The 23197-nt window shown below is 39.1% G+C and carries 24 protein-coding genes; 19 read left to right on the plus strand and 5 right to left on the minus strand.

The features are described 5' to 3' along the window. Nucleotides 1-42: 42 nt before the first annotated feature. From U1E44_RS11600 to U1E44_RS11635, 8 genes are all read left to right on the plus strand, one after another. A complete protein-coding gene (locus tag U1E44_RS11600) occupies nucleotides 43-618 on the plus strand; it encodes a hypothetical protein (protein ID WP_322931257.1) in 576 nt (191 codons plus the stop codon). A 12-nt stretch (nucleotides 619-630) separates the two neighbouring features. Continuing rightward, a complete protein-coding gene (locus tag U1E44_RS11605; protein ID WP_322931258.1) occupies nucleotides 631-1341 on the plus strand; it encodes a hypothetical protein in 711 nt (236 codons plus the stop codon). Between the two features lie 336 nt (nucleotides 1342-1677). Further along, entirely contained in the window at nucleotides 1678-2730 is a 1053-nt protein-coding gene (gene queA / locus U1E44_RS11610) for a tRNA preQ1(34) S-adenosylmethionine ribosyltransferase-isomerase QueA (RefSeq protein ID WP_322931259.1), read from the plus strand. Nucleotides 2731-2830: 100 nt separating this feature from the next. Continuing rightward, complete coding sequence (rlmN, locus tag U1E44_RS11615; RefSeq protein WP_322931260.1) at nucleotides 2831-3868, plus strand: dual-specificity RNA methyltransferase RlmN; 1038 nt, start codon at nucleotides 2831-2833, stop codon at nucleotides 3866-3868. A gap of 124 nt (nucleotides 3869-3992) precedes the next feature. Further along, nucleotides 3993-4970 (plus strand): polyprenyl synthetase family protein, encoded by a 978-nt coding sequence (locus tag U1E44_RS11620; RefSeq protein ID WP_323673886.1) that lies wholly within the window; start codon nucleotides 3993-3995, stop codon nucleotides 4968-4970. 113 nt (nucleotides 4971-5083) lie between these two features. Then, nucleotides 5084-5647, plus strand: coding sequence for an RNA polymerase sigma factor (locus tag U1E44_RS11625; protein WP_322931262.1), 564 nt, complete (start codon nucleotides 5084-5086; stop codon nucleotides 5645-5647). Further along, complete coding sequence (locus U1E44_RS11630) at nucleotides 5634-6371, plus strand: hypothetical protein (protein ID WP_322931263.1); 738 nt, start codon at nucleotides 5634-5636, stop codon at nucleotides 6369-6371. Before U1E44_RS11625 ends, U1E44_RS11630 begins: the two co-directional genes overlap by 14 nt. A 93-nt stretch (nucleotides 6372-6464) precedes the next feature. Continuing rightward, nucleotides 6465-7535 (plus strand): porin family protein, encoded by a 1071-nt coding sequence (locus U1E44_RS11635; RefSeq protein WP_322931264.1) that lies wholly within the window; start codon nucleotides 6465-6467, stop codon nucleotides 7533-7535. A 125-nt stretch (nucleotides 7536-7660) separates the two neighbouring features. On the opposite strand, the gene U1E44_RS16790 is transcribed toward U1E44_RS11635, so the two are convergent. Next, nucleotides 7661-7912 carry a zinc-ribbon domain-containing protein gene (locus U1E44_RS16790; protein WP_323673887.1) on the minus strand — a complete coding sequence of 84 codons (252 nt, stop codon included), beginning with the start codon at nucleotides 7910-7912 and terminating at the stop codon, nucleotides 7661-7663. Nucleotides 7913-8041: 129 nt separating this feature from the next. Between U1E44_RS16790 and dnaG the strand changes: the two genes are divergently transcribed. After that, nucleotides 8042-10021 carry a DNA primase gene (gene dnaG / locus U1E44_RS11640; RefSeq protein ID WP_322931265.1) on the plus strand — a complete coding sequence of 660 codons (1980 nt, stop codon included), beginning with the start codon at nucleotides 8042-8044 and terminating at the stop codon, nucleotides 10019-10021. Between the two features lie 54 nt (nucleotides 10022-10075). Here dnaG and U1E44_RS11645 read toward each other — a convergent pair whose 3' ends face one another. Together U1E44_RS11645 and nadE are read right to left on the minus strand one after the other, a co-directional pair. Beyond that, nucleotides 10076-10705 carry a response regulator transcription factor gene (locus U1E44_RS11645; RefSeq protein WP_322931266.1) on the minus strand — a complete coding sequence of 210 codons (630 nt, stop codon included), beginning with the start codon at nucleotides 10703-10705 and terminating at the stop codon, nucleotides 10076-10078. Nucleotides 10706-10844: 139 nt separating this feature from the next. Then, on the minus strand, nucleotides 10845-11660 hold the full coding sequence (gene nadE, locus U1E44_RS11650; RefSeq protein WP_322931267.1) for an NAD(+) synthase: 816 nt from the start codon (nucleotides 11658-11660) through the stop codon (nucleotides 10845-10847). A 92-nt stretch (nucleotides 11661-11752) separates the two neighbouring features. On the opposite strand from nadE, the gene gldB reads away from it, so the two are divergent. The 3 genes from gldB to U1E44_RS11665 all read left to right on the plus strand — a co-directional run bounded on the left by gldB (nucleotide 11753) and on the right by U1E44_RS11665 (nucleotide 13736). Beyond that, on the plus strand, nucleotides 11753-12718 hold the full coding sequence (gldB, locus tag U1E44_RS11655; protein ID WP_322931268.1) for a gliding motility lipoprotein GldB: 966 nt from the start codon (nucleotides 11753-11755) through the stop codon (nucleotides 12716-12718). A 1-nt stretch (nucleotide 12719) separates the two neighbouring features. Continuing rightward, complete coding sequence (gldC, locus tag U1E44_RS11660) at nucleotides 12720-13055, plus strand: gliding motility protein GldC (protein WP_322931269.1); 336 nt, start codon at nucleotides 12720-12722, stop codon at nucleotides 13053-13055. A gap of 297 nt (nucleotides 13056-13352) precedes the next feature. Beyond that, nucleotides 13353-13736 carry a hypothetical protein gene (locus tag U1E44_RS11665; protein WP_322931270.1) on the plus strand — a complete coding sequence of 128 codons (384 nt, stop codon included), beginning with the start codon at nucleotides 13353-13355 and terminating at the stop codon, nucleotides 13734-13736. 21 nt (nucleotides 13737-13757) lie between these two features. Here U1E44_RS11665 and yihA read toward each other — a convergent pair whose 3' ends face one another. Together yihA and U1E44_RS11675 are read right to left on the minus strand one after the other, a co-directional pair. After that, nucleotides 13758-14378, minus strand: coding sequence for a ribosome biogenesis GTP-binding protein YihA/YsxC (gene yihA / locus U1E44_RS11670; protein WP_322931271.1), 621 nt, complete (start codon nucleotides 14376-14378; stop codon nucleotides 13758-13760). 12 nt (nucleotides 14379-14390) lie between these two features. Then, nucleotides 14391-15155: an alpha/beta fold hydrolase gene (locus tag U1E44_RS11675; RefSeq protein WP_322931272.1), complete on the minus strand. Its 765-nt coding sequence runs from the start codon at nucleotides 15153-15155 to the stop codon at nucleotides 14391-14393. A 261-nt stretch (nucleotides 15156-15416) separates the two neighbouring features. Between U1E44_RS11675 and mraZ the strand changes: the two genes are divergently transcribed. Genes mraZ through murD form a run of 7 tightly spaced genes read left to right on the plus strand, consistent with a single transcriptional unit; the run spans nucleotide 15417 to nucleotide 23195 of the window. Beyond that, complete coding sequence (gene mraZ, locus U1E44_RS11680) at nucleotides 15417-15881, plus strand: division/cell wall cluster transcriptional repressor MraZ (RefSeq protein WP_322931273.1); 465 nt, start codon at nucleotides 15417-15419, stop codon at nucleotides 15879-15881. Beyond that, nucleotides 15868-16776, plus strand: coding sequence for a 16S rRNA (cytosine(1402)-N(4))-methyltransferase RsmH (gene rsmH / locus U1E44_RS11685; protein WP_322931274.1), 909 nt, complete (start codon nucleotides 15868-15870; stop codon nucleotides 16774-16776). Before mraZ ends, rsmH begins: the two co-directional genes overlap by 14 nt. A gap of 43 nt (nucleotides 16777-16819) precedes the next feature. Beyond that, entirely contained in the window at nucleotides 16820-17137 is a 318-nt protein-coding gene (locus U1E44_RS11690; protein WP_322931275.1) for an FtsL-like putative cell division protein, read from the plus strand. After that, nucleotides 17137-19140, plus strand: coding sequence for a penicillin-binding protein (locus U1E44_RS11695; protein ID WP_322931276.1), 2004 nt, complete (start codon nucleotides 17137-17139; stop codon nucleotides 19138-19140). The genes U1E44_RS11690 and U1E44_RS11695 overlap by 1 nt, the downstream gene beginning before the upstream one ends. Beyond that, nucleotides 19140-20603 (plus strand): UDP-N-acetylmuramoyl-L-alanyl-D-glutamate--2,6-diaminopimelate ligase, encoded by a 1464-nt coding sequence (locus tag U1E44_RS11700; RefSeq protein WP_322931277.1) that lies wholly within the window; start codon nucleotides 19140-19142, stop codon nucleotides 20601-20603. Before U1E44_RS11695 ends, U1E44_RS11700 begins: the two co-directional genes overlap by 1 nt. A 36-nt stretch (nucleotides 20604-20639) precedes the next feature. Continuing rightward, nucleotides 20640-21860 (plus strand): phospho-N-acetylmuramoyl-pentapeptide-transferase, encoded by a 1221-nt coding sequence (gene mraY, locus U1E44_RS11705; RefSeq protein WP_322931278.1) that lies wholly within the window; start codon nucleotides 20640-20642, stop codon nucleotides 21858-21860. Next, on the plus strand, nucleotides 21861-23195 hold the full coding sequence (gene murD / locus U1E44_RS11710) for a UDP-N-acetylmuramoyl-L-alanine--D-glutamate ligase (protein ID WP_322931279.1): 1335 nt from the start codon (nucleotides 21861-21863) through the stop codon (nucleotides 23193-23195). Nucleotides 23196-23197: the final 2 nt, after the last annotated feature.

The raw sequence follows: 23197 nt of genomic DNA on the forward strand, positions 1-23197 counted from the left end.
CGTTTTAGTACTAAAAAAGTATAACACTTAACCGTAAATAGCATGAAAAAAATTATCTTACTTCTACTCGTAACAGTGTACCTTGGTCTGGCCGGAAACCTTTATGCACAAAATGCGGATACGGATACGGGTCGCAAGGAAATGTACCTTGGGGCATCGTTACAAGCGTACCCGGCAGGGTTTATCCCTACGCTGACTTTTGAACCCTACTTAACTGAAAACACTTCGCTCTTATTTCGATTAGGTGCCAATATCACCGATCGGCAAGACTTTAGCGATGAGAACGATGAAGAAGAAGGCGAAGGTTTTGGAGGGTCTGTTGGTTTCAGAAAATACTATCCACAGAAAAAAGGAAAAATAGTTGCCGGCATTCATTTGGATGCCTGGAATCTATGGATCGATTGGAAAGATAATGGCAACGTGGGCGACACCTATATTTTTGTATTACAGCCTTGGTTAGAAGGTGGATATTATTTTGATCTAAAAAATTCGAAGTCCAAGCTTGGCATCACAGCCGGCTTTGGTCGGGAAATAAATGTTATTACCAGTGGCGATGATGTCGCTCAAGATTGGATTGCCAGTATTATGGTACATTATCAATTTTCGCTCACCAAATAAAATAACTCCAAAATGCAGTGGGCACGCTCTGTGTATAGCGTCATCATGCTGGTTATGGCAACAACAATGGTAGCCAAAGCCCAAGTACCTGTGCGTGCAATGCATAGTAAAGTTAAAGATTCCGGGCAATACGAAGCGTTTGGTGTTCATAAAAAAATTCCCAACCAGATTAAAACACAGGTACTTACTGCCTTATCGTATTACCCTGAACTGCAAGATACTCGGATTATTTTCAGGTTACGAAAAAAAAATACACCCTTATCCTCGCGACCCCAAGTAATTAGTGCTTTTAAAGGTATGGGCAATAGAACGTATATCATTACCATAAGTACTAAAACTAATAAAAAGCTACGCCCCATCCTCCTTGCCAACTTGCCTTACAATGCGCAAATAGGTGTTTTGGGACACGAATTGGCTCATGTGGTAACCTACGAAACAATGCGCAGTTCGCAATTAGTACAATTACCTTTAAAAATGCTAAACAAAAAGTTCACCGACTCCTTCGAGTTTAGGACCGATCTTGTTTGTATTGAACACGGCTTAGGGCATCAATTGTATGATTGGAGCTCTTACGTACGAGAGGCGCTGCAAATTACAGAGTGGCGAGGTGCCTCGCTTAGCACTTCTTTAGACCAAAACGAATCAGAACGTCAGCGGTATATGAATCCCGATACCATACTTTCTTATATGAACAGCATCCCCATATATAATTCCAGCCAATAAAATGAGTAGAGGCATCGCATTATAATTCCAATAAAAAAGAACCGAATAGCACTGAATTATTTGATTGCAATGAATAGATTGCAGCCAAAACTCCTAATTATAAGAGGTAACCATTGCTTTTTAATGATATCTATACGATTGACCTACAATTACATACAATCCATTTATAGGAGGCCTATGTAATAATGGTGCTTTTACTTGACATCCCCTATCCATCGGTCGTATATTTGCAGCCGCTTAAATAAGCCTATTTCATTGCCGCACTATGATCTGTTACAGCACGGTTACTCAAGTGCCTTTAGTAAGAATCCTTATAAAAATAAACGAACAATATCTATGAAATTATCGCACTTTCATTTTGAGCTACCTAAAGAACTCTTAGCCGAATATCCCGCCGAAAATAGAGATGAATCGAGACTTATGGTAATTCATAAAAAAACAGGTAAAATTGAACACAAAATGTTCAAAGACCTTATCGATTATTTTGATGAAGGCGATGTTATGGTTATAAACAATACCAAAGTATTTCCTGCGCGACTTTATGGAAATAAAGAAAAAACAGGAGCCAGAATTGAAGTGTTTCTGTTGCGCGAACTTAATGAAGAACAACGCCTTTGGGATGTATTAGTAGATCCCGCTCGAAAAATAAGAATAGGCAACAAGCTTTATTTTGGTGATGATGACGATCTGGTGGCAGAAGTAATTGATAACACCACCTCTAGAGGAAGAACATTGCGTTTTCTTTATGACGGCTCGTATTCTGATTTTAGAAGAAAATTACGGTCATTAGGTGAAACCCCATTACCCAAATATATAAGTCGTAGCGTAGAACCCGAAGATGAAGATCGGTACCAAACCATTTATGCAAAACACGAAGGAGCCGTTGCAGCACCAACTGCCGGATTGCATTTTTCTAAACACCTTTTAAAGCGAATGGAAATTAAAGGGGTAGATTTTGCTGAGGTGACCTTACACGTAGGTCTGGGTACTTTTAGCCCCGTTGAAGTAGAAGATCTATCTAAACATAAAATGGATAGTGAAGAGTTGATTATCGATGAAAAAGCCACTGAGATTGTGAACAATGCCAAAATAAAAAAGAAAAGAGTTTGTGCTGTAGGTACTACCGCCATGCGCGCTTTAGAAAGTGCAGTGTCTTCGCAACACACACTAAACACCTTTGAAGGTTGGACGAACAAGTTCGTTTTTCCGCCGCACGATTTTAGTATTGCCAACTGTATGGTAACCAACTTTCATTTACCCAAGTCTACTTTATTAATGATGGTCTCTGCTTTTATGGGGCACGACTTAATGAAAAAGGCGTATAAAGAGGCCATTTTAGAGGGATACAAATTTTATTCTTATGGTGATGCCATGCTCATTTTACAATAATGATTAGGTCCCCGCAAACATTCGGGACAAAATAAAAACGAACAAAAATCCCGCTACATCCGTCTTGTGAAAAGCGGGATTTTTTTAGTAACGGCTACTTGTGATACAAAAAAAAGACATTCGGGCACTTACCAAAGACCAGTTACGAGAATTTTTTGTAACCAATGGCGATGAATCCTTTAGGGGCAATCAGGTCTATGAGTGGATATGGCGAAAAGGCTGCCATTCCTTCGAAGCAATGACGAACCTATCCAAGGCAACCAGACAATTGTTAGAAGACCATTTCGTTATTAACCATATTAAAGTAGATGTAATGCAGCGGAGCGCGGATGGCACCATCAAAAATGCAGTGCGCCTCCACGACAACTTGGTAGTAGAGTCAGTCCTTATACCTACTAAGACTAGAACTACTGCCTGTGTATCCAGTCAAGTAGGTTGTAGCCTAGACTGTCTGTTTTGTGCAACGGCAAGATTAAAACGGATGCGCAATCTTAATCCGGATGAAATATACGATCAGGTGGTGGCCATCGATAATGAGAGTCGACTTTATTTTGACAGACCATTGAGCAATATTGTTTTCATGGGCATGGGAGAACCTTTGATGAATTATAATAATGTACTGAAAGCCATAGAAAAAATCACTTCCGCCGAAGGTTTGGGTATGTCTCCAAAACGCATCACCCTTTCTACCTCAGGCGTGCCCAAAATGATCCGAAAAATGGCAGATGATGGGGTAAAGTTTAAGCTTGCGGTTTCACTACATTCTGCCATAGATGAAATTCGTACTTCAATAATGCCTTTTAATGCTACTTTTTCCTTAGCAGATTTACGCGAGTCCTTAGTCTATTGGTACGCCAAGACCAAAAGCCGAATTACCTACGAATATGTGGTATGGGAAGGCATAAACGACACACAAAAAGATGTAGATGCCTTGGTGCAGTTCTGCAAATTTGCACCTTCCAAAGTAAACCTGATAGAATACAACCCCATTGATGATGGCGAATTTCAACAAGCTTCGCAAATAGCAATAGCTTTATATGTAAATACTTTAGAACGTTTTGGCATACCGGTAACTGTACGCCGATCGCGAGGCAAGGATATTGATGCGGCCTGCGGACAGTTGGCCAACAAATCGTAATAGGTCAAAGCCGTACCAATAACAGACAAGTACCTACCATCAACGATTTTAACCCTTTTTCCCCAATATTTTAATTATTTTTACAAAGCCAAACGTAAAAGAGCCCTTTAATGGGTATCCATTTGTGAAAATCGTATCCCAGATAAAAGAGCCAATCCTCATGGAAATGGAATTTTTTGAAAAAAAATTCCATAAATCCATGCAATCAAAAGTGGCGCTACTTAACCGCATTACATACTACATTGTAAATAGAAAAGGCAAACAAATGCGCCCCATGTTTGTTTTCTTAACCGCAAAATTATTGAATAATGGAGAGGTTAACGAGCGAACATATCGCGGAGCCTCGGTGATAGAGCTTATACATACAGCTACTTTAGTACACGATGATGTGGTAGACGAAAGCTATAAACGACGTGGTTTTTTTTCGGTAAATGCGCTTTGGAAAAATAAAATTGCCGTTTTAGTAGGCGATTATTTGTTGTCTAAAGGATTGCTACTATCTATTGACCATGGCGATTTTGACCTGCTCAGAATTATATCGGTTGCCGTACGGGAAATGAGCGAAGGCGAACTGCTACAAATTGAAAAAGCCAGACTTTTAGATATTACGGAGGAGGTATACTACGAAATAATACGACAAAAAACAGCAACTCTCATTGCGGCCTGCTGTAGTTTAGGAGCTTGTTCGGTGCGTCCCGAATCGGAGGATGTAGAAACATTCCGGAAATTTGGCGAACTCATTGGTATGGCATTTCAAATTAAGGATGATTTATTTGATTATGGCGACGCCCAAATAGGAAAACCCACCGGCATCGATATTAAAGAGCAAAAAATGACCTTACCTTTTATTCATGTGCTCAATAAAAGCAGTAAAGAAGACCGTCGATGGCTTATCAATTCCATCAAAAATCATAACAAGGACAAAAAAAGAGTAAAAGAGGTAATTCATTTTGTGAAAGAAAATGGCGGACTACATTATGCCCACAATAAAATGATCGCCTATCAGGAAGAAGCCTTAAGCCTTTTGAACACTTATCCCGATTCACCCTATAAAAGTGCCTTGGAGCTTATGGTAAACTATGTGGTGGGTAGAAAGAAGTAAATTACAAATTACTCTAAATTAAATTTTTACACTTTTTTTATTATTTTAAGTGCTTCAGGCAACGTATTTACAACTTTCTGCGTCTACCTTAATAGAAGGAAATACAAAACCAATTGAAAATCATTTCATTTTATACCAACGAGAAGTTACTTATTAAAAAGGCTGCAGACGCTAACCCGGAGGCACAACGATGGATTTACGATAAATATGCCGCCAAGATGTTAAGTGTTTGTCGGCAATATATAAAAGATATTCATTTTGCAGAAGATGTAATGATTTCTGGTTTCATAAAGGTATTTACTCACTTAAATTCATTTAAAAATGAAGGAAGTTTTGAAGGTTGGATTCGTAAAATAATGGTACGGGAGTCCATTACATTTCTTAGAAAGAAGCAGTTTGTTGTTTTTGATAATGATCTTTATGAAAATCATGCGGGGGCAACTTTGGCAGTTCCTTCTGAAATGGATGTGGAGTATATACAATTGTTGATTGATAATCTGCCTGAAGGATATAAAATGGTATTTATTTTATATGCTGTAGAGGGTTTTTCGCATAAAGAAATCTCCAAAATGCTCCAAATATCCGAAAGCACTTCGAAATCTCAATTATTCAAAGCGCGGAAAATGTTGCAAGAAAAATTAAAAGAACAAAACACCCTAGATTATGGCACCCCTTAAATTTGAAGAACATATAAAGGATAAATTAGACAAGCGAGAAATACAACCATCTGCCCGGGCTTGGGAGCACATCTCATCTCAATTGTCCACACGCGCCAAAAGGCATCGGAACAACTTCCTTTGGTATGGTGTAGCGGCAAGCGTTGCGGGCTTAATTGTCCTTAATTGGATATTTTTAGCTGATGCTAACGACATTGGAGGAATAAAAAATACGGTTGTTGATACAGACAAAACGATAAAGGAAGTACAACTAACTCCAGATATTAAGAGAGAGCCTATAAAAAATGAGGTCATGACCACTACGAAAAAGGAGCCCACAGAACTAAAAGATTCCTCAAATGAATATCGTACAAAGATTCTGAATAATGAGAAAATACAGCAAATTGCCATACTAGATTCGAGTAAGCAATACTTAAAAAATGTATTATGGAAGACTTCCGAAGAAGTCGTAGAAGCAAAAATTGCTGCCGTGGTAGCGGAGGTTGACGAAATGCAACAAGAAAATTATACGGTTACTGAAAGTGACATAGATGCTATGCTGCGAAAAGCGCAACAGGAAATTCTAGTAGAGAAATACATGAAAGAAAGTAATTCGGTAGATGCTACTGCACTACTCATAGATGTGGAAGATGAGTTAGAGCAGTCTTTCCGAGATCACCTGTTTGAAACCTTGAAAAATGGCTTTTTAAAAGTACGAACTGCAGTAGCAGACCGAAATAAATAATCGCGACACCTTAATTACTTTCAAATTTCTCCATAGCATTTTAATGGGGTAAGACGGAGTTTATTCATCAATCAAAATTAAAATCAAATCATCATGAGAATAATTGTACTTTATTTTTTGACACTAATCATGTCATTCATTATGGAAAACGTCGTAGGCCAAGAACCGTATCACAAAAAAATTGAACTTCTAGAAGCGCAAAAAGAGCCTATAGCGACACAAGAACGTGAGGCACTAAAAAAGGAGGTAGCGGACATCAACAAGCGCTTGGAAAACAAAGAAATAAGCACTGAAGAAGCCATTGCTTTAAAAGAAGCGGCTGCAAAAAAAAGAGCCTTAAACATTGATAACAGGACCGCGATTATAACCAATAGAATTGAACTTCTTCAACGAAATGAGGGGAAGGAATTACTGCTTCGGAATCTTGACACTACAGCGATAAAAGGTATAGGATTGCGCATTGATGTTAATGGGGAACCTTTGGAAGAGTTCTTTTTTGATGTAAAAAAGAAAGCCGTAAAATACGATAGGCGCACCTATTCCGATTTTGTTTTGGCATTTGGGCTAAACAATGCTCTAATAGATGGGCAGTCTTTAGAAGACTCGCCATATAAAATTGGAGGAAGCCGTTTTTTTGAAATGGGCTGGGCGTGGCGCACAAGGGTATTTCAAAACACCAATTTTATGCGTATTAATTACGGATTCTCTTTCCAATTCAACGGTTTAAAGCCCAAGGAAAATCAGTTTTTTGTGAACAACAACGGACAGACGGAATTACAGGAATTTGAGTTCGATTTAAGAAAATCGAAACTCCGAATGGACAATTTGGTATTTCCGGTGCATTTTGAATTTGGTCCCTCAAAATTACGAACTACCGAAAAAAGCATGCGCTATTCTCTAGATAATCAGTTTCGTATAGGCTTAGGGGCTTATGGTGGGGTTAACCTAGGAACACGTCAAAAACTAAAATTTAACAGAGATGGCGAACGGGTTAAGGAAAAATTTAACGGAGGGTTACAGACAAGTAATTTTATATATGGCCTAAGTGCCTATGCCGGTATAGAGAACGTACTGCTTTACCTAAAGTACGATTTAAATCCCATTTTTAGAAATGCGCTTGTAGAACAACGTACTATATCTTTGGGGTTGCGTTTTGATTTGTAAGCTTTGGTTATTCAGATTTTAAAGCCGCAACATCATCCCGAATGCAAAATGAAAATTCCCTTTAAACTAGTCCGCGAAACATTAATTTAACCTTTAGAGGTAGTGAAACCGATTGTATAGGCCGTTTAATCAGTCCATCTCTTAGATGCTTCTTTTATCTCATCGGTAAATTCAGTGGCATCATAATATCGTTTGCAATGCGAACATTCGGCAAATAGCTGTGTGTTAATTTTAAATATTCTGATCCAGAAAAGGTGCACATAGTTAGAAATTTTAAACAAAGTTAGGGTACCCTTTTGAGCACAATAAGGGCATTTTACATTTTTTAGCACTATATGTTCCCTCGGCCCCTGTCTGGTACCAAAAAATAAAATCATGCTATGCGTTCACGTTTAAAGGCTTAAAAATAAACAATCTTATTTTTACCGCCTGCAAGATTAGGAAGCTTTCGGATATAATTTTGGTATATTTACGAATTATTTTTTCACTGCAATACATCGTGCAAATTGATTTCAAAACTCACCATAGATCAAGTATATGAAACCGCCCGCCTAGAGGAGGTTATTGGCGATTTTGTACAATTAAAAAAATCTGGATCTAACTTTAAGGGATTAAGCCCGTTTACCGACGAACGTTCGCCAAGTTTTATGGTATCGCCCGTAAAGCAAATATGGAAAGATTTTAGTAGCGGCAAAGGCGGCAATGTGGTGGCTTTTTTAATGGAGCACGAACATTTTACGTATCCGGAAGCTATAAAATACCTGGCAAAAAAATATAATATTGAGGTAGAAGAGACCGAACAAAGTAGTGAACAAAAGGAGGAGGCTAATGAACGGGAAAGCATGTACCTCGTGTCCGAATTTGCGCAAAAGTATTATGAAGAAACATTATGGGAGCACGAATTAGGTAAGGCCATAGGGCTCAGTTATTTTAAAGAACGTGGGTTTACCGATGAAACCATAAAGAAGTTTGGTCTTGGTTATAATCTGGATCAATGGGATGCTTTTACCAATGTAGCCCTTTCTAAAGGCTATCAGTTACATTATTTAGAAAAAACGGGACTTACCATCGTCAAGGAAGACACCTCCGATACGGCCACTACTAAAAAATTCGATCGGTTTAAAGGGCGCGTCATGTTCCCTATTCATTCTATGAGTGGGCGTGTATTGGGTTTTGGCGGACGTATTTTGGTAAATGACAAAAAAGCAGCCAAATACCTAAATTCTCCTGAAAGCGATATTTATCATAAAAGTAAGGTGCTTTATGGTATTTTTCATGCAAAGCAAGCCATTGCCAAAGAAGATAATTGTTATTTGGTAGAAGGCTATACCGATGTTATTCAGTTTCATCAAAGAGGAATTCAGAATGTAGTAGCCTCTAGTGGTACGGCCTTAACACCGGATCAGATTCGGTTAATTAACCGATTAACCAAAAACATCACCGTTTTGTTCGATGGCGATGCCGCCGGTTTACGTGCGTCGCTACGGGGTATCGATTTAATTTTGGAACAAGGAATGAATGTAAAAGTCTGTACCTTTCCCGAAAATGAAGATCCCGATAGCTTTGCAAAAAACAACGATGTTGAAGATGTACTTCTTTATCTTCAAGAAAATGCAAAAGATTTTATACAATTCAAGGCTTCTTTATTAGTTACCGAAGCAGCCAACGACCCCATAAAAAGAGCCGAAACGGTGCGCGACATTGTACACAGCATTTCTAAAATTCCGGATCGGATTAAAAAAGAGATCTACATACAAGAGTGCGCTCAGATCATGAATATTTCTGAGGCTGTACTCTTTAGCACATTAGCGCAAATAGGGAAACAAGAAGTGCGTGAAGCTTCGCAAAAGGTACGGCAAGAGCAGAAAAACTTTGAAGTGGTGCGAAATGAACCTGAAGTAGAGCAGGTAGATGTACAGTATGTTCTAGAACGAAAAATCATTGAAATCCTATTGTTATACGGTCATGTTACGGAGAATTTTGAAGATGTGGTGCTCAAAGAAAATCAAGAAGGGAACTTAGTGCAAGAAAAGGAAGTAGTACCGCAAAAAGTGTATGAAAAAATATACCTGAACTTGCAAGAAGATGAAATTGAATTTACTAATGCGCAGTTCAGAGATATCTACTTTAAACTTATAGAAGTCCTTACTCAAGGGGATGATTTTGAAGTCTCACAATTTATGTCAGTACTAGATTCCGAAACCGGCAGTATTGTTTCGTCCATCTTAATGGAGGAAGAAAAATACCAACTGCATCAATGGACACGTAAAGATATTTATCCGAAAGAAAAAAGCCAAGGCATTCTGCAATTGGTAAGTGAAACCATAATGACTTTAAGGTGCTTTTTAATTAAGAAATTGATTGCCAACTTGTTAGAATCCGTAACTGAGAGCACAGATACCGCTCCAATTTTAGAAGAAGTAAACGATTATAACAAACTTAAAGAACTATTACATAACAAACTGGGAAGGGTACTTTCCTTTTAGGTAAAACTAAAAAACCCGGTGGTTACCGGGTTTATATACTGTAATGGCGTATGCTTAATACAATTCCAATGCTTTGGCCTGTTGTAATAAATCTACCAAATTATCCACATTTAACTTCCGCATTAAGCGTGCTTTATAGGTGCTCACTGTTTTTTCGTTAAGGTTAAGACCGTCGGCCACATCCTTATTTCGTTTTCCGCTCGCCAATAATTTAAGTACTTCCACCTCTCTTGTTGAAAGTTTTCTGAAAAACCTTCGAGGTTTCTGAGTGCCTTCATCAAAAGCAAGACGCTGGGCCAGTTCATTGGTGATAAACATATTTCCCTGACTTACCTTACGTACAGCACTAATAATGTAATCTACCTCAGCAGCTTTAGAAAGATACCCAAAAGCACCGGCTCTAATAGTGCTTAGTGCATACACATCTTCAGATTGTCCGCTGTAAATCAATACTTTCACATCCGGATATTCCTTTTTTATTTTTCGCAACGCGGCGATTCCATTAATTTCCGGAATATCCATTTCTAGAATTATAACATCCGGAATGCTTTCTTCGAGTTTCGCAAAAAGTTCGGAAGTAGAAGCAACATCGCTCACAACGTGAAAATCGGAAACCGCATCAAGCACATTTTTTACCCCCATTCTAACAATAGGGTGGTTGTCGGCAATTAAAATTTTGATCATTTTAGAGGGTTTTTCGTAATTTTAAACTCGTATTTAGCCAAAAAATACTGACATGCAATGTAAGTTTAAAATTGTATTTAGTCAATACAAAACTGAATTATTTTTTACACAGAATCAAGTTTTTAAAAACAAATTCGTTTTAAGTACCTGATTTTAAGTTAAGCGGTAATTTTAAGGCCATAGGGATGTTACAAACAGGTATGGGAATCATTTTGTGTTTATTGGCATTATGGAATCTTTGGTAGATTTGAAAGACCTCTTTTTCCCTTCCACTAAAATCGGTTTCTTTTTTTTCTAATGCCGTCATGGCCATTGCCCATTCCAATTCTGGGTAGGTAGCGCCAATTTGATCTTCATCGGTTCTGTCATCACCCCAAAGTCCGTCTGTAGGTGGCGCATTTAAAATATCTTGATGAATGCCCAATACCTTGGCCAGTTGGTACACCTCCGTTTTTAAAAGATCGGCAATAGGACTTAAATCGACCCCACCGTCGCCATATTTTGTATAAAAACCAACGCCAAAATCTTCAACCTTATTACCTGTTCCGGCCACGAGATACCCATGTAGCGCCGCAAAATAATAAAGGGTAGTCATTCGCAGTCTCGCTCTCGTATTTGCTAAGGACATAAATCGATCTGCCTCATGCGCCACCTCTGGCAGTTGGGCCACCAAACTATCAAAAACAGGGGTAAGATTAACACCTTGCTTATGGGTGTTGGGGTATACTTCTTGAAGCCATTGAATATGGTTTGCTGCACGATCTACCTGATTCATTGCCTGATGAATAGGCATTTCCAGACATAAAAGATCCAGACCCGTTTTGGCACAAAGGGTAGACGTAACCGCAGAATCTATGCCCCCAGAAATTCCGATTACAAAGCCTTTAGCCTTGGCATTATGTGCATAGTCTTGTAACCAACTCACAATGTGTGCTATAATTTTTTCGGTCTGCATGAAAAGGTAATTTTCTTTTAAAAGGATTAACTTTGTTACGTAAAAATAATCCCTGAGGGGTTAACACAAAAATTTTAACCCCATTACTTTGTATGAGAAAAGCTTTTTTTATCATTTTGCCAATTTTGTGGTGTTTTTTTAGTTGTGCTCCTAAAGATAGGACGGAAGATACCATTGCTAAGATTCCTATCGATCTAAAAATTTCGCGATTCGACCAAGAATTTGCCCAAGCTATTCCTCAGGATATTCCCAATCTAAAAAAAAAATATCCCTTCCTATTTCCGCAACAATTTGCAGATAGTATTTGGATAGCGAAACTACAAGACACCTTGCAACACGAGCTACGAGACGAAGTACAAGTCTCATTTAGCCGTATGCCGCAAGAAGAACTGGAAATTGCATCTTTATTTCAGCACATTAAATACTATTTCCCAAGCTTTAAAGAGCCGCAGGCAATTACCCTTATATCCGATGTGGACTATCAAAACAGAATTATTTGGGCAGATTCTCTTTTGCTTATTGGTTTGGATAATTATTTGGGAGCCGATCACAAATTTTATGCGGGCTTATCCAAATACATACGTGCCGATTTAGATAGACAATACCTGGTCGGAGATATAGCTCAGGCGTTTGCCAAAAGTGTAGTGCCACCGCCTAGCGATCGTACGTTTCTTGCAAACTGCATCTATTACGGAAAAGAGTTGTACCTAAAAGAACTGCTAATACCCAATAAAACAGACGCACAAAAAATAGGCTATACCGATGACCAATTAGGATGGGCAGAAGCCAATGAAGCGCAAATTTGGCGGTATTTTGTAGAACGAGAATTGCTTTACAGCACAGATACCAAATTAAGTGCCCGCTTTTTAGATCCGGCACCGTTTTCTAAATTTCAATTAGCGTTCGATAATGAGTCGCCCGGCAGAATAGGCCGCTATATGGGTTGGCAAATAGTGAGGGCATTTATGGCACAAAACAACACGCTTAGCCTAACACAAATGCTATCGCTACCGGCCACTGAAATTTTTGAAAAGGCAAACTACAAACCCAAAAAATAACATGGCAACACTACATACTTCAGAAATACGATTAACGGTTGGTTTAGATGAAAACAGAGTCCCGGAAGAACTTTCATGGTCTGCCGAAGATGGAGGCATTGTAAACGAAGAGGCCAAAGCGATGCTGCTATCGGTTTGGGATAGCAAGAACAAGGAATCCTTAAAAATAGATCTATGGACTAAAGATATGCCGGTAGATGAAATGAAGATTTTCTTTCATCAAACCCTTTTGGCCTTGTCAGATACCTTTATGAAAGCTACCCAAGATGAAAAAATGACCGCCACCATGAAAGATTTCTGTAGTTATTTTGCAGAAAAGTTGGATTTAAAGGCGTGATAGTGTGTGGTTTTGTCTGCTGTGAATGCTGAAAACATGAACTATTACAAGGAACTTTACAAAATAAGATCAGAAGCTTTAGAAAAGGCAAGACGCAATCATGACCGTTCAGCGTGGATTAGAATTTATAAAGAACCTACTCGATAATGGGACAAAAAATGAAGCACACCATCGACGGAAACGACAAAGACATTTTTATGAGCGCAGACTAGTTTTTAAAAAGGGAAACCTAAAGATAATGGTGTTTAATTCTGAAGGTTGCGTATCTTTATAAGGTCGCAATATATTAGCAGTGGTATGAAGAAAAACACACTAAAAAAAGTCCTATTTATTTATAATGCGAATTCGGGCAAGCGAAATGCTCTTTTAGATAGTGCCCACAAAATATTTAGCCCGGACACCTATGACTGCAACCTTTGTGATATCACCTTTGGGGTGTTTACAGAAAATAAAGTGTGGCGGCAGTTTCGGGAAAATAGTGCTTTGCCCTTTGTTTTTTTACATAAGGACGAATTTTTAGCACAATATGCCTCTAAATTTTCGGCCAAATTTAAGTATCCTATCATCTTGGCCGAAACCCAAAACGACTTGGAAATCCTTGTAGACACAGAAAAGCTCAATGGTCTTGAAAATGCCGAAGCTTTAATTGCGTTGTTGCAAAACGAGGTGGTATCATCCTAAAATAACAAGACTATGCTGCCATCATGCCTTTTGGGCTTGCTGAAAAAACCCGTCATTTAATCCCTGTATATACTCTAAAAGTTCGTCCCTGCCGGTACTATGGGTCGCAGATGTAACAAAATAAGGAGGTGCTTCTTCCCAAATTCCGGATACCAAAATTTCGATATACGTGCGCAGGTGGTTTTCTATAGCTTTTGGTTTCAATTTGTCGGCTTTGGTAAACACCATGCAAAAAGGGATACTGTTTATCCCCATCCATTCCATAAATTCCAAATCTATTTTTTGGGGTTCATGTCTTAGGTCTAGCAATACAAAGGCACAAATAAGTTGTTCCCGTTTTAAAAAATAATCCGTAATGTATTTTTGAAATGTCTTTTTACTTTTTTTGGAAACTCTGGCATAGCCATAGCCCGGCAAATCTACCAAAAACCAGTTTTCATTGATTTTAAAGTGGTTTATAAGTTGTGTTTTTCCGGGTCTTCCCGATGTTTTAGCCAAGTTCTTACGATCGGTAAGCATATTGATTAAAGAGGATTTGCCCACATTAGATCGCCCAATAAACGCATATTCCGGCAATGGCTCATTGGGACAATGTACCACTTTGGAGTTGCTCATGATAAAGTCGGCCGACTTTATTTTCATTAAAAGTGGATTTTAAAGGTTGCGCGCCGTTAACCAGGCGTCCAAAATCTTATTAAACTTTTTAGGATGTTCCATCATAGGTGCATGACCACATTTTTTTATCCAAAACAGGTCGGCATCGGGTAAAAGTTTATAAAATTCTTCGGCCACACTGGGTGGCGTTACCGAGTCATTTTTACCCCAAATGATACAGGTTGGCGTCTGCATCTTGGGCAAATCTTTAGACATATTATGGCGAATGGCACTTTTGGCAATAGCCAAGGTTTTTACCAGCTTCATTCTATCGTTTACCGTAGCAAATACTTCGTCTACGATTTCTTTAGTGGCAACCTCAGGATCATAAAATACGCCCTCTGCCTTTTTCTTTATAAACTCGTAATCCCCACGCTTGGGATAACCATCGCCCATGGCGCTCTCATACAACCCTGAGCTTCCCGTGATTACCAAGGCTTTAACCAATTTTGGGTATAGTTTTGTATGCAAAAGTCCAATATGCCCCCCTAAAGAATTTCCTAAAAGAATGACATTTTCTAACTTTTTATAGGCAATAAAACGTTCCAAAAATTTAGCAAAGCTCTTTACATTGGTTTTTAGCAAAGGCATGTCATAAATAGGAAGTTCCGGAACCAAAACTTGATATCCCTTTTTGGGAAAGTGCTCTAAGACTCCCTCAAAATTACTTAAGCCACCCATAAGACCATGCAAAATAATCATTGGGGTACCCTCGCCCACCTCTATATATCGATATTTACCGTCTTTAATAATTGTTCCTTTCATGCAGCATAACAACTTATCTCTAAAGGCAAATATAGACATTTCCAAGTACAACCGAATTTTATTGCGAAACTCAACTTTAAATTGTCGTTACCATTTTTGAAAACCGATTAAATTCCGCTAACCTAAAGCATTGGAATCTATTTAGAACTCCATTTTAAGAAGGTAAAAGGATAAAATTTATCAACAAAGTGGTAATTTGTGGTAATTTGTGGTAATAAATTCTATATATTTGAGTTTAAATAACAAAAGCCAACCAATCCAGTGATCAATTTCATAGGCACATACGATTGTAAAGCAGACAGTAAGGGTCGGGTAATGCTTCCTGTGGCACTTAAAAGTCAGATGGCGCCCGCTTTAAGCAAAGGTTTTGTGATTAAACGATCGGTATTTCATCCGTGTCTAGAGTTGTACCCCATGGACGAATGGAATCTGCTCATGGAGAAGATGAACAAAAAAAATAGATTTAAAAAGAAGAACAACGATTTTATACGGCGTTTTTCTGCCGGAGTTAAAGTGGTAGAGATAGATGGCACGGGAAGACTTTTGATTCCGAAAAACTTGATAGATGTAGCCCACATTTCTAAAGATGTAGTGTTGAGTTCGGCCATTAATATTGTTGAAATCTGGGATAAAGATAAGTATGAAAAAGTATTGGAAGAAACTGCCGAGAATTTTGGCGATTTGGCAGAAGAAGTAATGGGGGATGACGGCGATGAATTATCATAACCCTGTGTTATTGCAGGAAGCTGTAGATGGTCTTCATATAAAGGAAGACGGCATTTATGTGGATGTCACTTTTGGAGGCGGAGGACATTCAAGAGAAATATTGAAAAGACTGGGGCCTGCCGGAAAATTGTTTGCTTTTGATCAGGATGAAGAGGCTGTAAAAAACACGATCCCAGATGAACGCTTTTTGCTGATCACGGAGAATTTTAGATATATATCCCAGTTCCTCAAGTTCTATGGCATACAGCAAGTAGATGGTGTTTTGGCCGATTTTGGAGTGTCGTCCCATCAATTCGACAACGCAGCACGTGGATTTTCTACACGCTTTGATGCCAATTTGGATATGCGGATGAGTCAACGAGACACGCTTTCGGCTCTAGAGGTGGTAAACGATTATACGTTCGAAGCCCTTAACCGAATATTGTTTCAGTACGGAGAATTACGCCAAGCAAAGGCCATTGCAAATGCCATACTAGCAGCAAGAGAATTAAGAGCCATAAAAACGTCGGAACAATTAAAAGAAGTGCTAAAGCCCTTTTTGCCCAAGCACCGAGAGCATAAAATACTGGCGCAAGTATATCAGGCTATTAGAATTGAGGTGAATCAGGAACTATCGGCCATATCGGAATTTTTATTGCAGACGCCCGATTTGGTGAAAGTAGGCGGCAGACTAAGTCTAATTAGCTACCACTCGCTGGAAGACCGGTTAGTGAAACGCTTCATTACAACAGGTAAGTTTGAAGGCGAACCGGACAAAGATTTTTACGGAAAAAGCCATATTCCTTTTAAAAAGGTAAACGGGTTGCAAGTTCCGACAAGAGAAGAACTAAAATTAAACAATAGGGCACGCAGTGCCAAATTGAGAATTGCAGAAAGAATAAAAGAGGACTCTTAAAATTTGTCCTTATAAATAAAGTAACCGATTATAATACATAACAATGAGAAACGGATTTTTAGACATTTTAAAGGGAAAATTCTTAGTGAGTGGCGATGCTCCAAAGAATTGGCTTTTTATCATTTTCGCTTCCTTTTTAGCTACTGTAATGATTGCAAGCTCGCACAGTGCAGATGGTAAAGTACATCGCATTGCATCCCTAAATAACGAAGTAAAAGAATTGCGAAGCCAATTTGTAGAAGTACGCTCAAATGTACAACGCTTAAAACTGGAGTCTACCATAACACAAACCGTACAGCACGAAGGCCTTTATCCATCAGAAGTGCCACCAAAAAAAATCAGGGTTAATCTATCAAAATAATGCCAAACAAAGAAAAGCACATCTTAACGCGTATGTATGTCGTAGCAGGATTTCTGTTTGTCCTGGCTATTACCATTATGGTGAAATTGGTGAGTATCCAAATGGTAGACGGAGAAAAGTATCGAAAGCTGGCTATGGATAGAACCGAAAAAATGTTTACTATAGCGCCCAATCGCGGTAATTTATATTCCGATGACGGAAGTTTGCTTGCTACATCTGTTTCTAAATATACTATACGCTTCGATGCCAAAACAGTTTCTGATAAAGATTTTGAAACGCATGTAACCCACTTATCTAAGGAACTTTCTGCACTACTTAAAAAACCCGCTGCACACTACCAGCAATTGTTACGAAAGGCGAAAGCAAATCAAAGCCGGTATGCCCTTATTGCACGCGATATAGATTATGCCGATTATGTACAGGTAAAAGAAATGCCCTTATTTAACAAAGGCCCTTATAAGGGAGGTCTTATTGTGGAGCAGCGTACCTTGCGCGAACATCCGCTAGGCAAGATTGCGGAACGCAGCGTGGGCTACGAGCGCGTAGATGAGAACGGTTACTATACCCGTGTTGGGTTAGAAGGTGCTTTTGGGCAGTATTTAAGGGGTGCCGAAGGGAAAAGGTTAAAACAAAAAATAGCCAAAGGACAGTGGAAACCTATTGGTTTTGATAATATTATTGAACCCAAAGACGGCTATGATGTGGTTTCTACCATAGACATAAATATTCAAGATATAGCACATCATGCCTTACTCTTTCAGCTTGAAAAGTACAAGGCAGATCATGGCAGCGTTATCGTGATGGAAACCAAAACCGGAGAGATTAAAGCCATTTCAAATTTAGGGCGCACCCAAGAAGGCAAGTACTACGAACGCTTAAATTACGCCATTGGCGAATCGCACGAACCGGGTTCTACCTTTAAATTAATGTCTATAGTAGCGGCCTTAGAAGATAAAGTTATAGATACCAGTACCGTATTCGATACCGAAAATGGTCGTTGGAAGGTATTCGACAGAACAGTGCGCGATGCTAAGCACGGAGGGTATGGTAAAATTTCGGCAGCCAAAGCCTTTGAGGTTTCTTCCAATACTGCGTTTGCCAAAATGATTCATAACGGATACAAACAAAATCCAGAAAAATTTGTAACACGCCTTATGAACATGGGGTTACACCAAGAGTTGGGTTTGCCAGTTAATGGTGAAGGTACACCGGTAATTCGCTATCCCGGCGACAAAGGATGGTCCGGTATTTCATTGGCCTGGATGTCTCATGGCTATGAGGTCTCTATGACCCCTTTACAAATTCTAACCTTCTACAATGCCATTGCGAACGACGGAGAAATGCTAAAGCCCAGACTCATTAAAGAAGTCCGCGAGTGGAATAAAACCATTTACAGCTTTAATAAAGAAATAATAAACCCTTCTATCTGCTCTAAGGAAACCGCCAAGATAGCAAGAAAGTTACTACAAGATGTGGTAGACAAAAAATACGGTACAGGACATAGTCTTTATTCTCCCAATTTTTCAATGGCAGGAAAAACCGGCACCTGTCAAAAAGATTATGTCTCTAAAGATCCCGACAAACTAAAATACATCTCTTCGTTTGCAGGGTATTTTCCAGTCGATGACCCGAAATATTCCTGTATTGTGGTCATACATGAACCCGATAAAAGCGTAGGATATTACGGTGCCGACGTGTCTGGACCGGTGTTCAAATCTATTGCCCAAAAAATATTCAGCTCCTCCCCTATCACAGATGAGTTACATTCCCTTCAACCGGAAACAACTGCCTTAAATGAAGCATACGAAGCCTATTATACAGAAGCTCAGAAAAAATATAACACCGTGCCCAATGTAGAAGGTCTTAGTGGTATGGATGCGGTGGCTATTCTGGAAAATTTGGGGTTAGAAGTAGAAACAAGAGGAAACGGAAAGGTTAGAAAACAATCAATAACCCAAGGTACGGATCTTAAAAAGGTACAAAAAATAGTATTGGAACTCTAATGAAGGTGCTTAAAGACATATTATACGGTGTTGGTCTTTCTGCGGTAAGCGGAACGACATCCCTGCACATCAATAACATTTATTTCGATTCGCGAAAAGTGGGTTTAGATGATGTATTTGTAGCCATAAAAGGTACTGCAGTAGATGGCCATACGTATATACCCAAAGCCATTTCCTCGGGAGCCAAAGCGATCGTTTGCGAGCATCTACCCGATGCGATGGTCAATGGAGTAACTTATATAGCCGTAGATAATGCCCACAAGGCGTTGGCCATTATGGCGTCCAATTTTTACGATACCCCGTCTAAAAATCTAAAACTGATCGGTGTTACCGGAACAAATGGAAAAACCACCGTATGCACGCTTTTGTATCGATTATTTAAAAACGCCGGTTATAAAGTGGGGCTTCTTTCTACTATTAAAATTATGGTCGATGAAACAGAATACCCAACAAGCCTTACCACACCAGATGCCCTTAGCATCAACAGACATCTAAGTTACATGGTAAATTCGGGCGTTGAGTTTTGTTTTATGGAGGTTAGTTCGCATGGTATTCATCAAAAAAGAACCGAAGGACTGGTTTTTGAAGGTGCTGTTTTTACCAATCTAACGCATGACCATCTGGATTATCACAACTCCTTTGCCGAATACCGAGATACCAAAAAAATCTTGTTCGACCAACTATCTAAAAAGGCATTTGCCCTTACCAATATCGACGATAAGAATGGGTTGTTCATGTTGCAAAATACCAAAGCCAGAAAATTTACCTATGCGCTAAAAACCTATGCAGACTATCGTGCCCAAATCTTGGAGAATCAATTTAACGGACAACTTCTAAAGATAGACGGCCAAGAATTATGGTCCAAGCTAATCGGAAATTTTAACGCCTATAACCTAGTCGCTATTTACGCCACTGCCGATTTACTAGGATTAGAAAAAATAGAAACCCTAAGGTTGCTCAGCGAACTAGACAACGTAGATGGCCGATTTCAATACTTTATATCAAAAGAAAGAATTACAGCGATAGTTGATTATGCCCATACACCGGATGCGCTAAAAAATGTACTTGATACAATCAATACATTGAGAACTGGAAATGAAAATGTCATCACCGTCGTGGGGTGTGGTGGTGACAGAGACAGGTCAAAGCGTCCGGTTATGGGTCATATCGCTTCAGCACTGAGCAATACGGTCATCTTTACCGCAGACAATCCCCGAAACGAATCGGCTACTTCCATTATTGATGAAATGCAAGGTGGTGTAGAACCACAACACGCTCGTAAAATACTAGCCATAGAAAACAGGGCACAGGCTATAAAAACTGCCTGTCAACTCGCTCACTCCAATGATATCATCTTGGTGGCCGGTAAAGGGCATGAAACCTATCAGGAAACTAAGGGTGTCCGAATCGATTTTGACGACTTTAAAATGGTGAAAGAAATTCTATTGGACTTAAATAAATGAAAAAAATAAAGGCTTTTTAAACACGCCTTAGGAATTATGCTATACTATTTGTTCGACTATTTAGACAAACAATATGATCTGCCCGGGGCGGGATTATTTCAATTCCTGACTTTTAGGGCGGCTATGGCGGTATTAGTGTCCTTAATTATAGCGACGACCTATGGCAAAAAGATTATACTCTTTCTGCAACACAAACAAATTGGAGAAACGATCCGCGATTTGGGTTTAGAAGGACAACAACAAAAATCGGGTACGCCTACCATGGGAGGCTTAATAATCATTTTGGCCACCCTAATTCCGGTACTTCTTTTTGCCGATTTAAAAAATATTTACATCGTCTTACTCATTTTTACAACTGTTTGGATGGGCGTAATAGGGTTCTTAGATGATTATATTAAAATTTTCAAAAAAGACAAAGCAGGTCTTAAAGGGAGGTTTAAGGTTTTAGGGCAAATTGTACTGGGACTCATTGTAGGTGCCACCCTATACTTTCATCCGGAAGTGACTATGAAAGAACGCAGTAAAACGCAAATTACCGCCAATTTTACGGTAGAAAAAGTAGCCGGAGCAGAGATTAAATCGACCAAAACCACGGTGCCATTTTTTAAAAATAATGAGTTAGATTATACCGCCTTTCTCACCTGGGCCGGAGATGGTTTAGCTACATACGCTTGGCTCATTTTTATTCCTATTGTAATTATCATTGTTACAGCAGTTTCTAACGGCGCTAATCTTACCGATGGCATCGACGGATTGGCAGCGGGAACATCCGCTATTATTGTGCTTACTCTCGGTATATTCACCTGGATTTCCGGAAATATCATCTTCTCTGAATACTTAGACATTATGTTTATCCCTAAGGTTGGGGAACTCGTGGTTTTTATCACTGCATTTGTAGGGGCATTGGTAGGTTTTTTGTGGTATAACGCCTATCCTGCACAAGTGTTTATGGGCGATACCGGAAGCCTTACCATTGGAGGGGTTATTGCAGTTATAGCCATTATAACCCGTAAAGAATTATTGATTCCTGTATTGTGCGGTATTTTCTTTGCCGAGTCACTTTCCGTAATTGCCCAAGTAGGCTATTTTAAATACACCAAAAAAAAATTAGGCGAAGGCCAACGTATTTTCCTTATGGCACCTATTCACCATCACTTTCAAAAGAAAGGATATCATGAAAGTAAGATTGTTACCCGCTTTTGGATCATTGGTATCCTACTCGCCATAATAACCGTAGTAACCCTAAAAATACGCTAAATGAAACGGTTGGTCATCTTAGGCGGAGGAGAAAGCGGTGTAGGCACAGCTATTTTGGGACATAAAAAAGGCTATGACGTTTTTTTGTCGGATAAGGGTAAAATAAAAGCGAAATACAAAGAAGTTCTTATACATCTTGGGATAGATTGGGAAGAAGAACAACATACGGCAGAAAAAATTTTGAATGCCGATCTCGTCATGAAAAGTCCGGGCATACCCGATAAGGCACCTTTAGTGCTTCAGCTAAACGCAAAAGGTATTCCGGTAATCTCCGAAATAGAATTTGCTTCAAAATATACCGATGCTACCATAGTGGGCATTACCGGCAGCAACGGCAAAACCACCACTACCATGCTTACCTACCATATCTTAAAAAATGGGGCCTTACACGTAGGAATGGCCGGGAATATTGGAGACAGCTTTGCCAAAATGGTAGCAGAAAACGACTATGACTACTATGTGCTGGAAATAAGCAGCTTTCAATTAGACGGAATTAAAGATTTTAAACCTCATATCGCTGTTCTTACCAATATTACCCCGGATCATTTAGATCGATACGACCATAGATTTGAAAACTATATCGCCTCTAAATTTAGAATTATAGAAAACCAAAATGAAGAAGATTATTTCATTTACGAAGCAGATGACAATGTAGTATCAAATTGGCTACTGAAGCATCCTACAGCATCTAAAAAAGTGCCTTTTTCACTCTTCGAAAAAAATGGTGAAGGTGCCTACATAAAGGACAATAAAATAATGGTGAACACACAAAATGAAAGTATCGAAATGAGTACAGACACACTTGCTTTAGAAGGAAAACACAACTTAAAGAACACCATGGCAGCCAGCACCGTTGCTAAATTAGTGGGCATTAGAAAGGAGACCATTCGAGAGAGTATTGCCAATTTTCAAGGTGCACCACATCGCTTGGAAAAAGTATTGAAAATACACCATGTACACTACATTAACGACTCCAAGGCGACCAATGTAAATTCTACCTATTATGCCTTAGATAGTGTAAAAACACCCATTGTATGGATTGTTGGCGGGGTAGATAAGGGCAATGAATACAAAGAATTGATGTCGCTGGTGCGCGAAAAAGTAAAGGCTATTGTCTGCTTAGGGTTAGACACTACCAAAATTAAAGAAGCTTTCGGAAATGTGGTAGATCTGCTGGTAGAAACCTACGCCATGGAAGAAGCCGTAAAGGTAGCCTACAAAATTGCGGAACGTGGGGATACGGTGCTTTTATCGCCCGCCTGTGCAAGTTTCGATCTTTTTGAAAATTATGAAGATCGCGGAAATCAATTTAAAAAAGCGGTAAAAAATTTGTAAAC

The sequence above is a fragment of the Aurantibrevibacter litoralis genome (assembly GCF_034651555.1).
GTDB lineage: Bacteria > Bacteroidota > Bacteroidia > Flavobacteriales > Flavobacteriaceae > Aurantibrevibacter > Aurantibrevibacter litoralis.

Excerpts from the sequence above, each read along its gene's own strand:
- U1E44_RS11645 (WP_322931266.1), bottom strand. The coding sequence starts at position 10,705 with ATGATCAAAATTTTAATTGCCGACAACCACCCTATTGTTAGAATGGGG.
- U1E44_RS11600 (WP_322931257.1), top strand. The coding sequence starts at position 43 with ATGAAAAAAATTATCTTACTTCTACTCGTAACAGTGTACCTTGGTCTG.
- rsmH (WP_322931274.1), top strand. The coding sequence starts at position 15,868 with ATGAATTATCATAACCCTGTGTTATTGCAGGAAGCTGTAGATGGTCTT.
- nadE (WP_322931267.1), bottom strand. The coding sequence starts at position 11,660 with ATGCAGACCGAAAAAATTATAGCACACATTGTGAGTTGGTTACAAGAC.
- murD (WP_322931279.1), top strand. The coding sequence starts at position 21,861 with ATGAAACGGTTGGTCATCTTAGGCGGAGGAGAAAGCGGTGTAGGCACA.
- queA (WP_322931259.1), top strand. The coding sequence starts at position 1,678 with ATGAAATTATCGCACTTTCATTTTGAGCTACCTAAAGAACTCTTAGCC.
- gldB (WP_322931268.1), top strand. The coding sequence starts at position 11,753 with ATGAGAAAAGCTTTTTTTATCATTTTGCCAATTTTGTGGTGTTTTTTT.
- U1E44_RS11635 (WP_322931264.1), top strand. The coding sequence starts at position 6,465 with ATGAGAATAATTGTACTTTATTTTTTGACACTAATCATGTCATTCATT.
- U1E44_RS11700 (WP_322931277.1), top strand. The coding sequence starts at position 19,140 with ATGAAGGTGCTTAAAGACATATTATACGGTGTTGGTCTTTCTGCGGTA.
- U1E44_RS11630 (WP_322931263.1), top strand. The coding sequence starts at position 5,634 with ATGGCACCCCTTAAATTTGAAGAACATATAAAGGATAAATTAGACAAG.
- yihA (WP_322931271.1), bottom strand. The coding sequence starts at position 14,378 with ATGAAAATAAAGTCGGCCGACTTTATCATGAGCAACTCCAAAGTGGTA.
- U1E44_RS11665 (WP_322931270.1), top strand. The coding sequence starts at position 13,353 with ATGAAGAAAAACACACTAAAAAAAGTCCTATTTATTTATAATGCGAAT.
- U1E44_RS11690 (WP_322931275.1), top strand. The coding sequence starts at position 16,820 with ATGAGAAACGGATTTTTAGACATTTTAAAGGGAAAATTCTTAGTGAGT.
- mraY (WP_322931278.1), top strand. The coding sequence starts at position 20,640 with ATGCTATACTATTTGTTCGACTATTTAGACAAACAATATGATCTGCCC.
- U1E44_RS11605 (WP_322931258.1), top strand. The coding sequence starts at position 631 with ATGCAGTGGGCACGCTCTGTGTATAGCGTCATCATGCTGGTTATGGCA.
- U1E44_RS16790 (WP_323673887.1), bottom strand. The coding sequence starts at position 7,912 with ATGATTTTATTTTTTGGTACCAGACAGGGGCCGAGGGAACATATAGTG.
- U1E44_RS11695 (WP_322931276.1), top strand. The coding sequence starts at position 17,137 with ATGCCAAACAAAGAAAAGCACATCTTAACGCGTATGTATGTCGTAGCA.
- U1E44_RS11675 (WP_322931272.1), bottom strand. The coding sequence starts at position 15,155 with ATGAAAGGAACAATTATTAAAGACGGTAAATATCGATATATAGAGGTG.
- gldC (WP_322931269.1), top strand. The coding sequence starts at position 12,720 with ATGGCAACACTACATACTTCAGAAATACGATTAACGGTTGGTTTAGAT.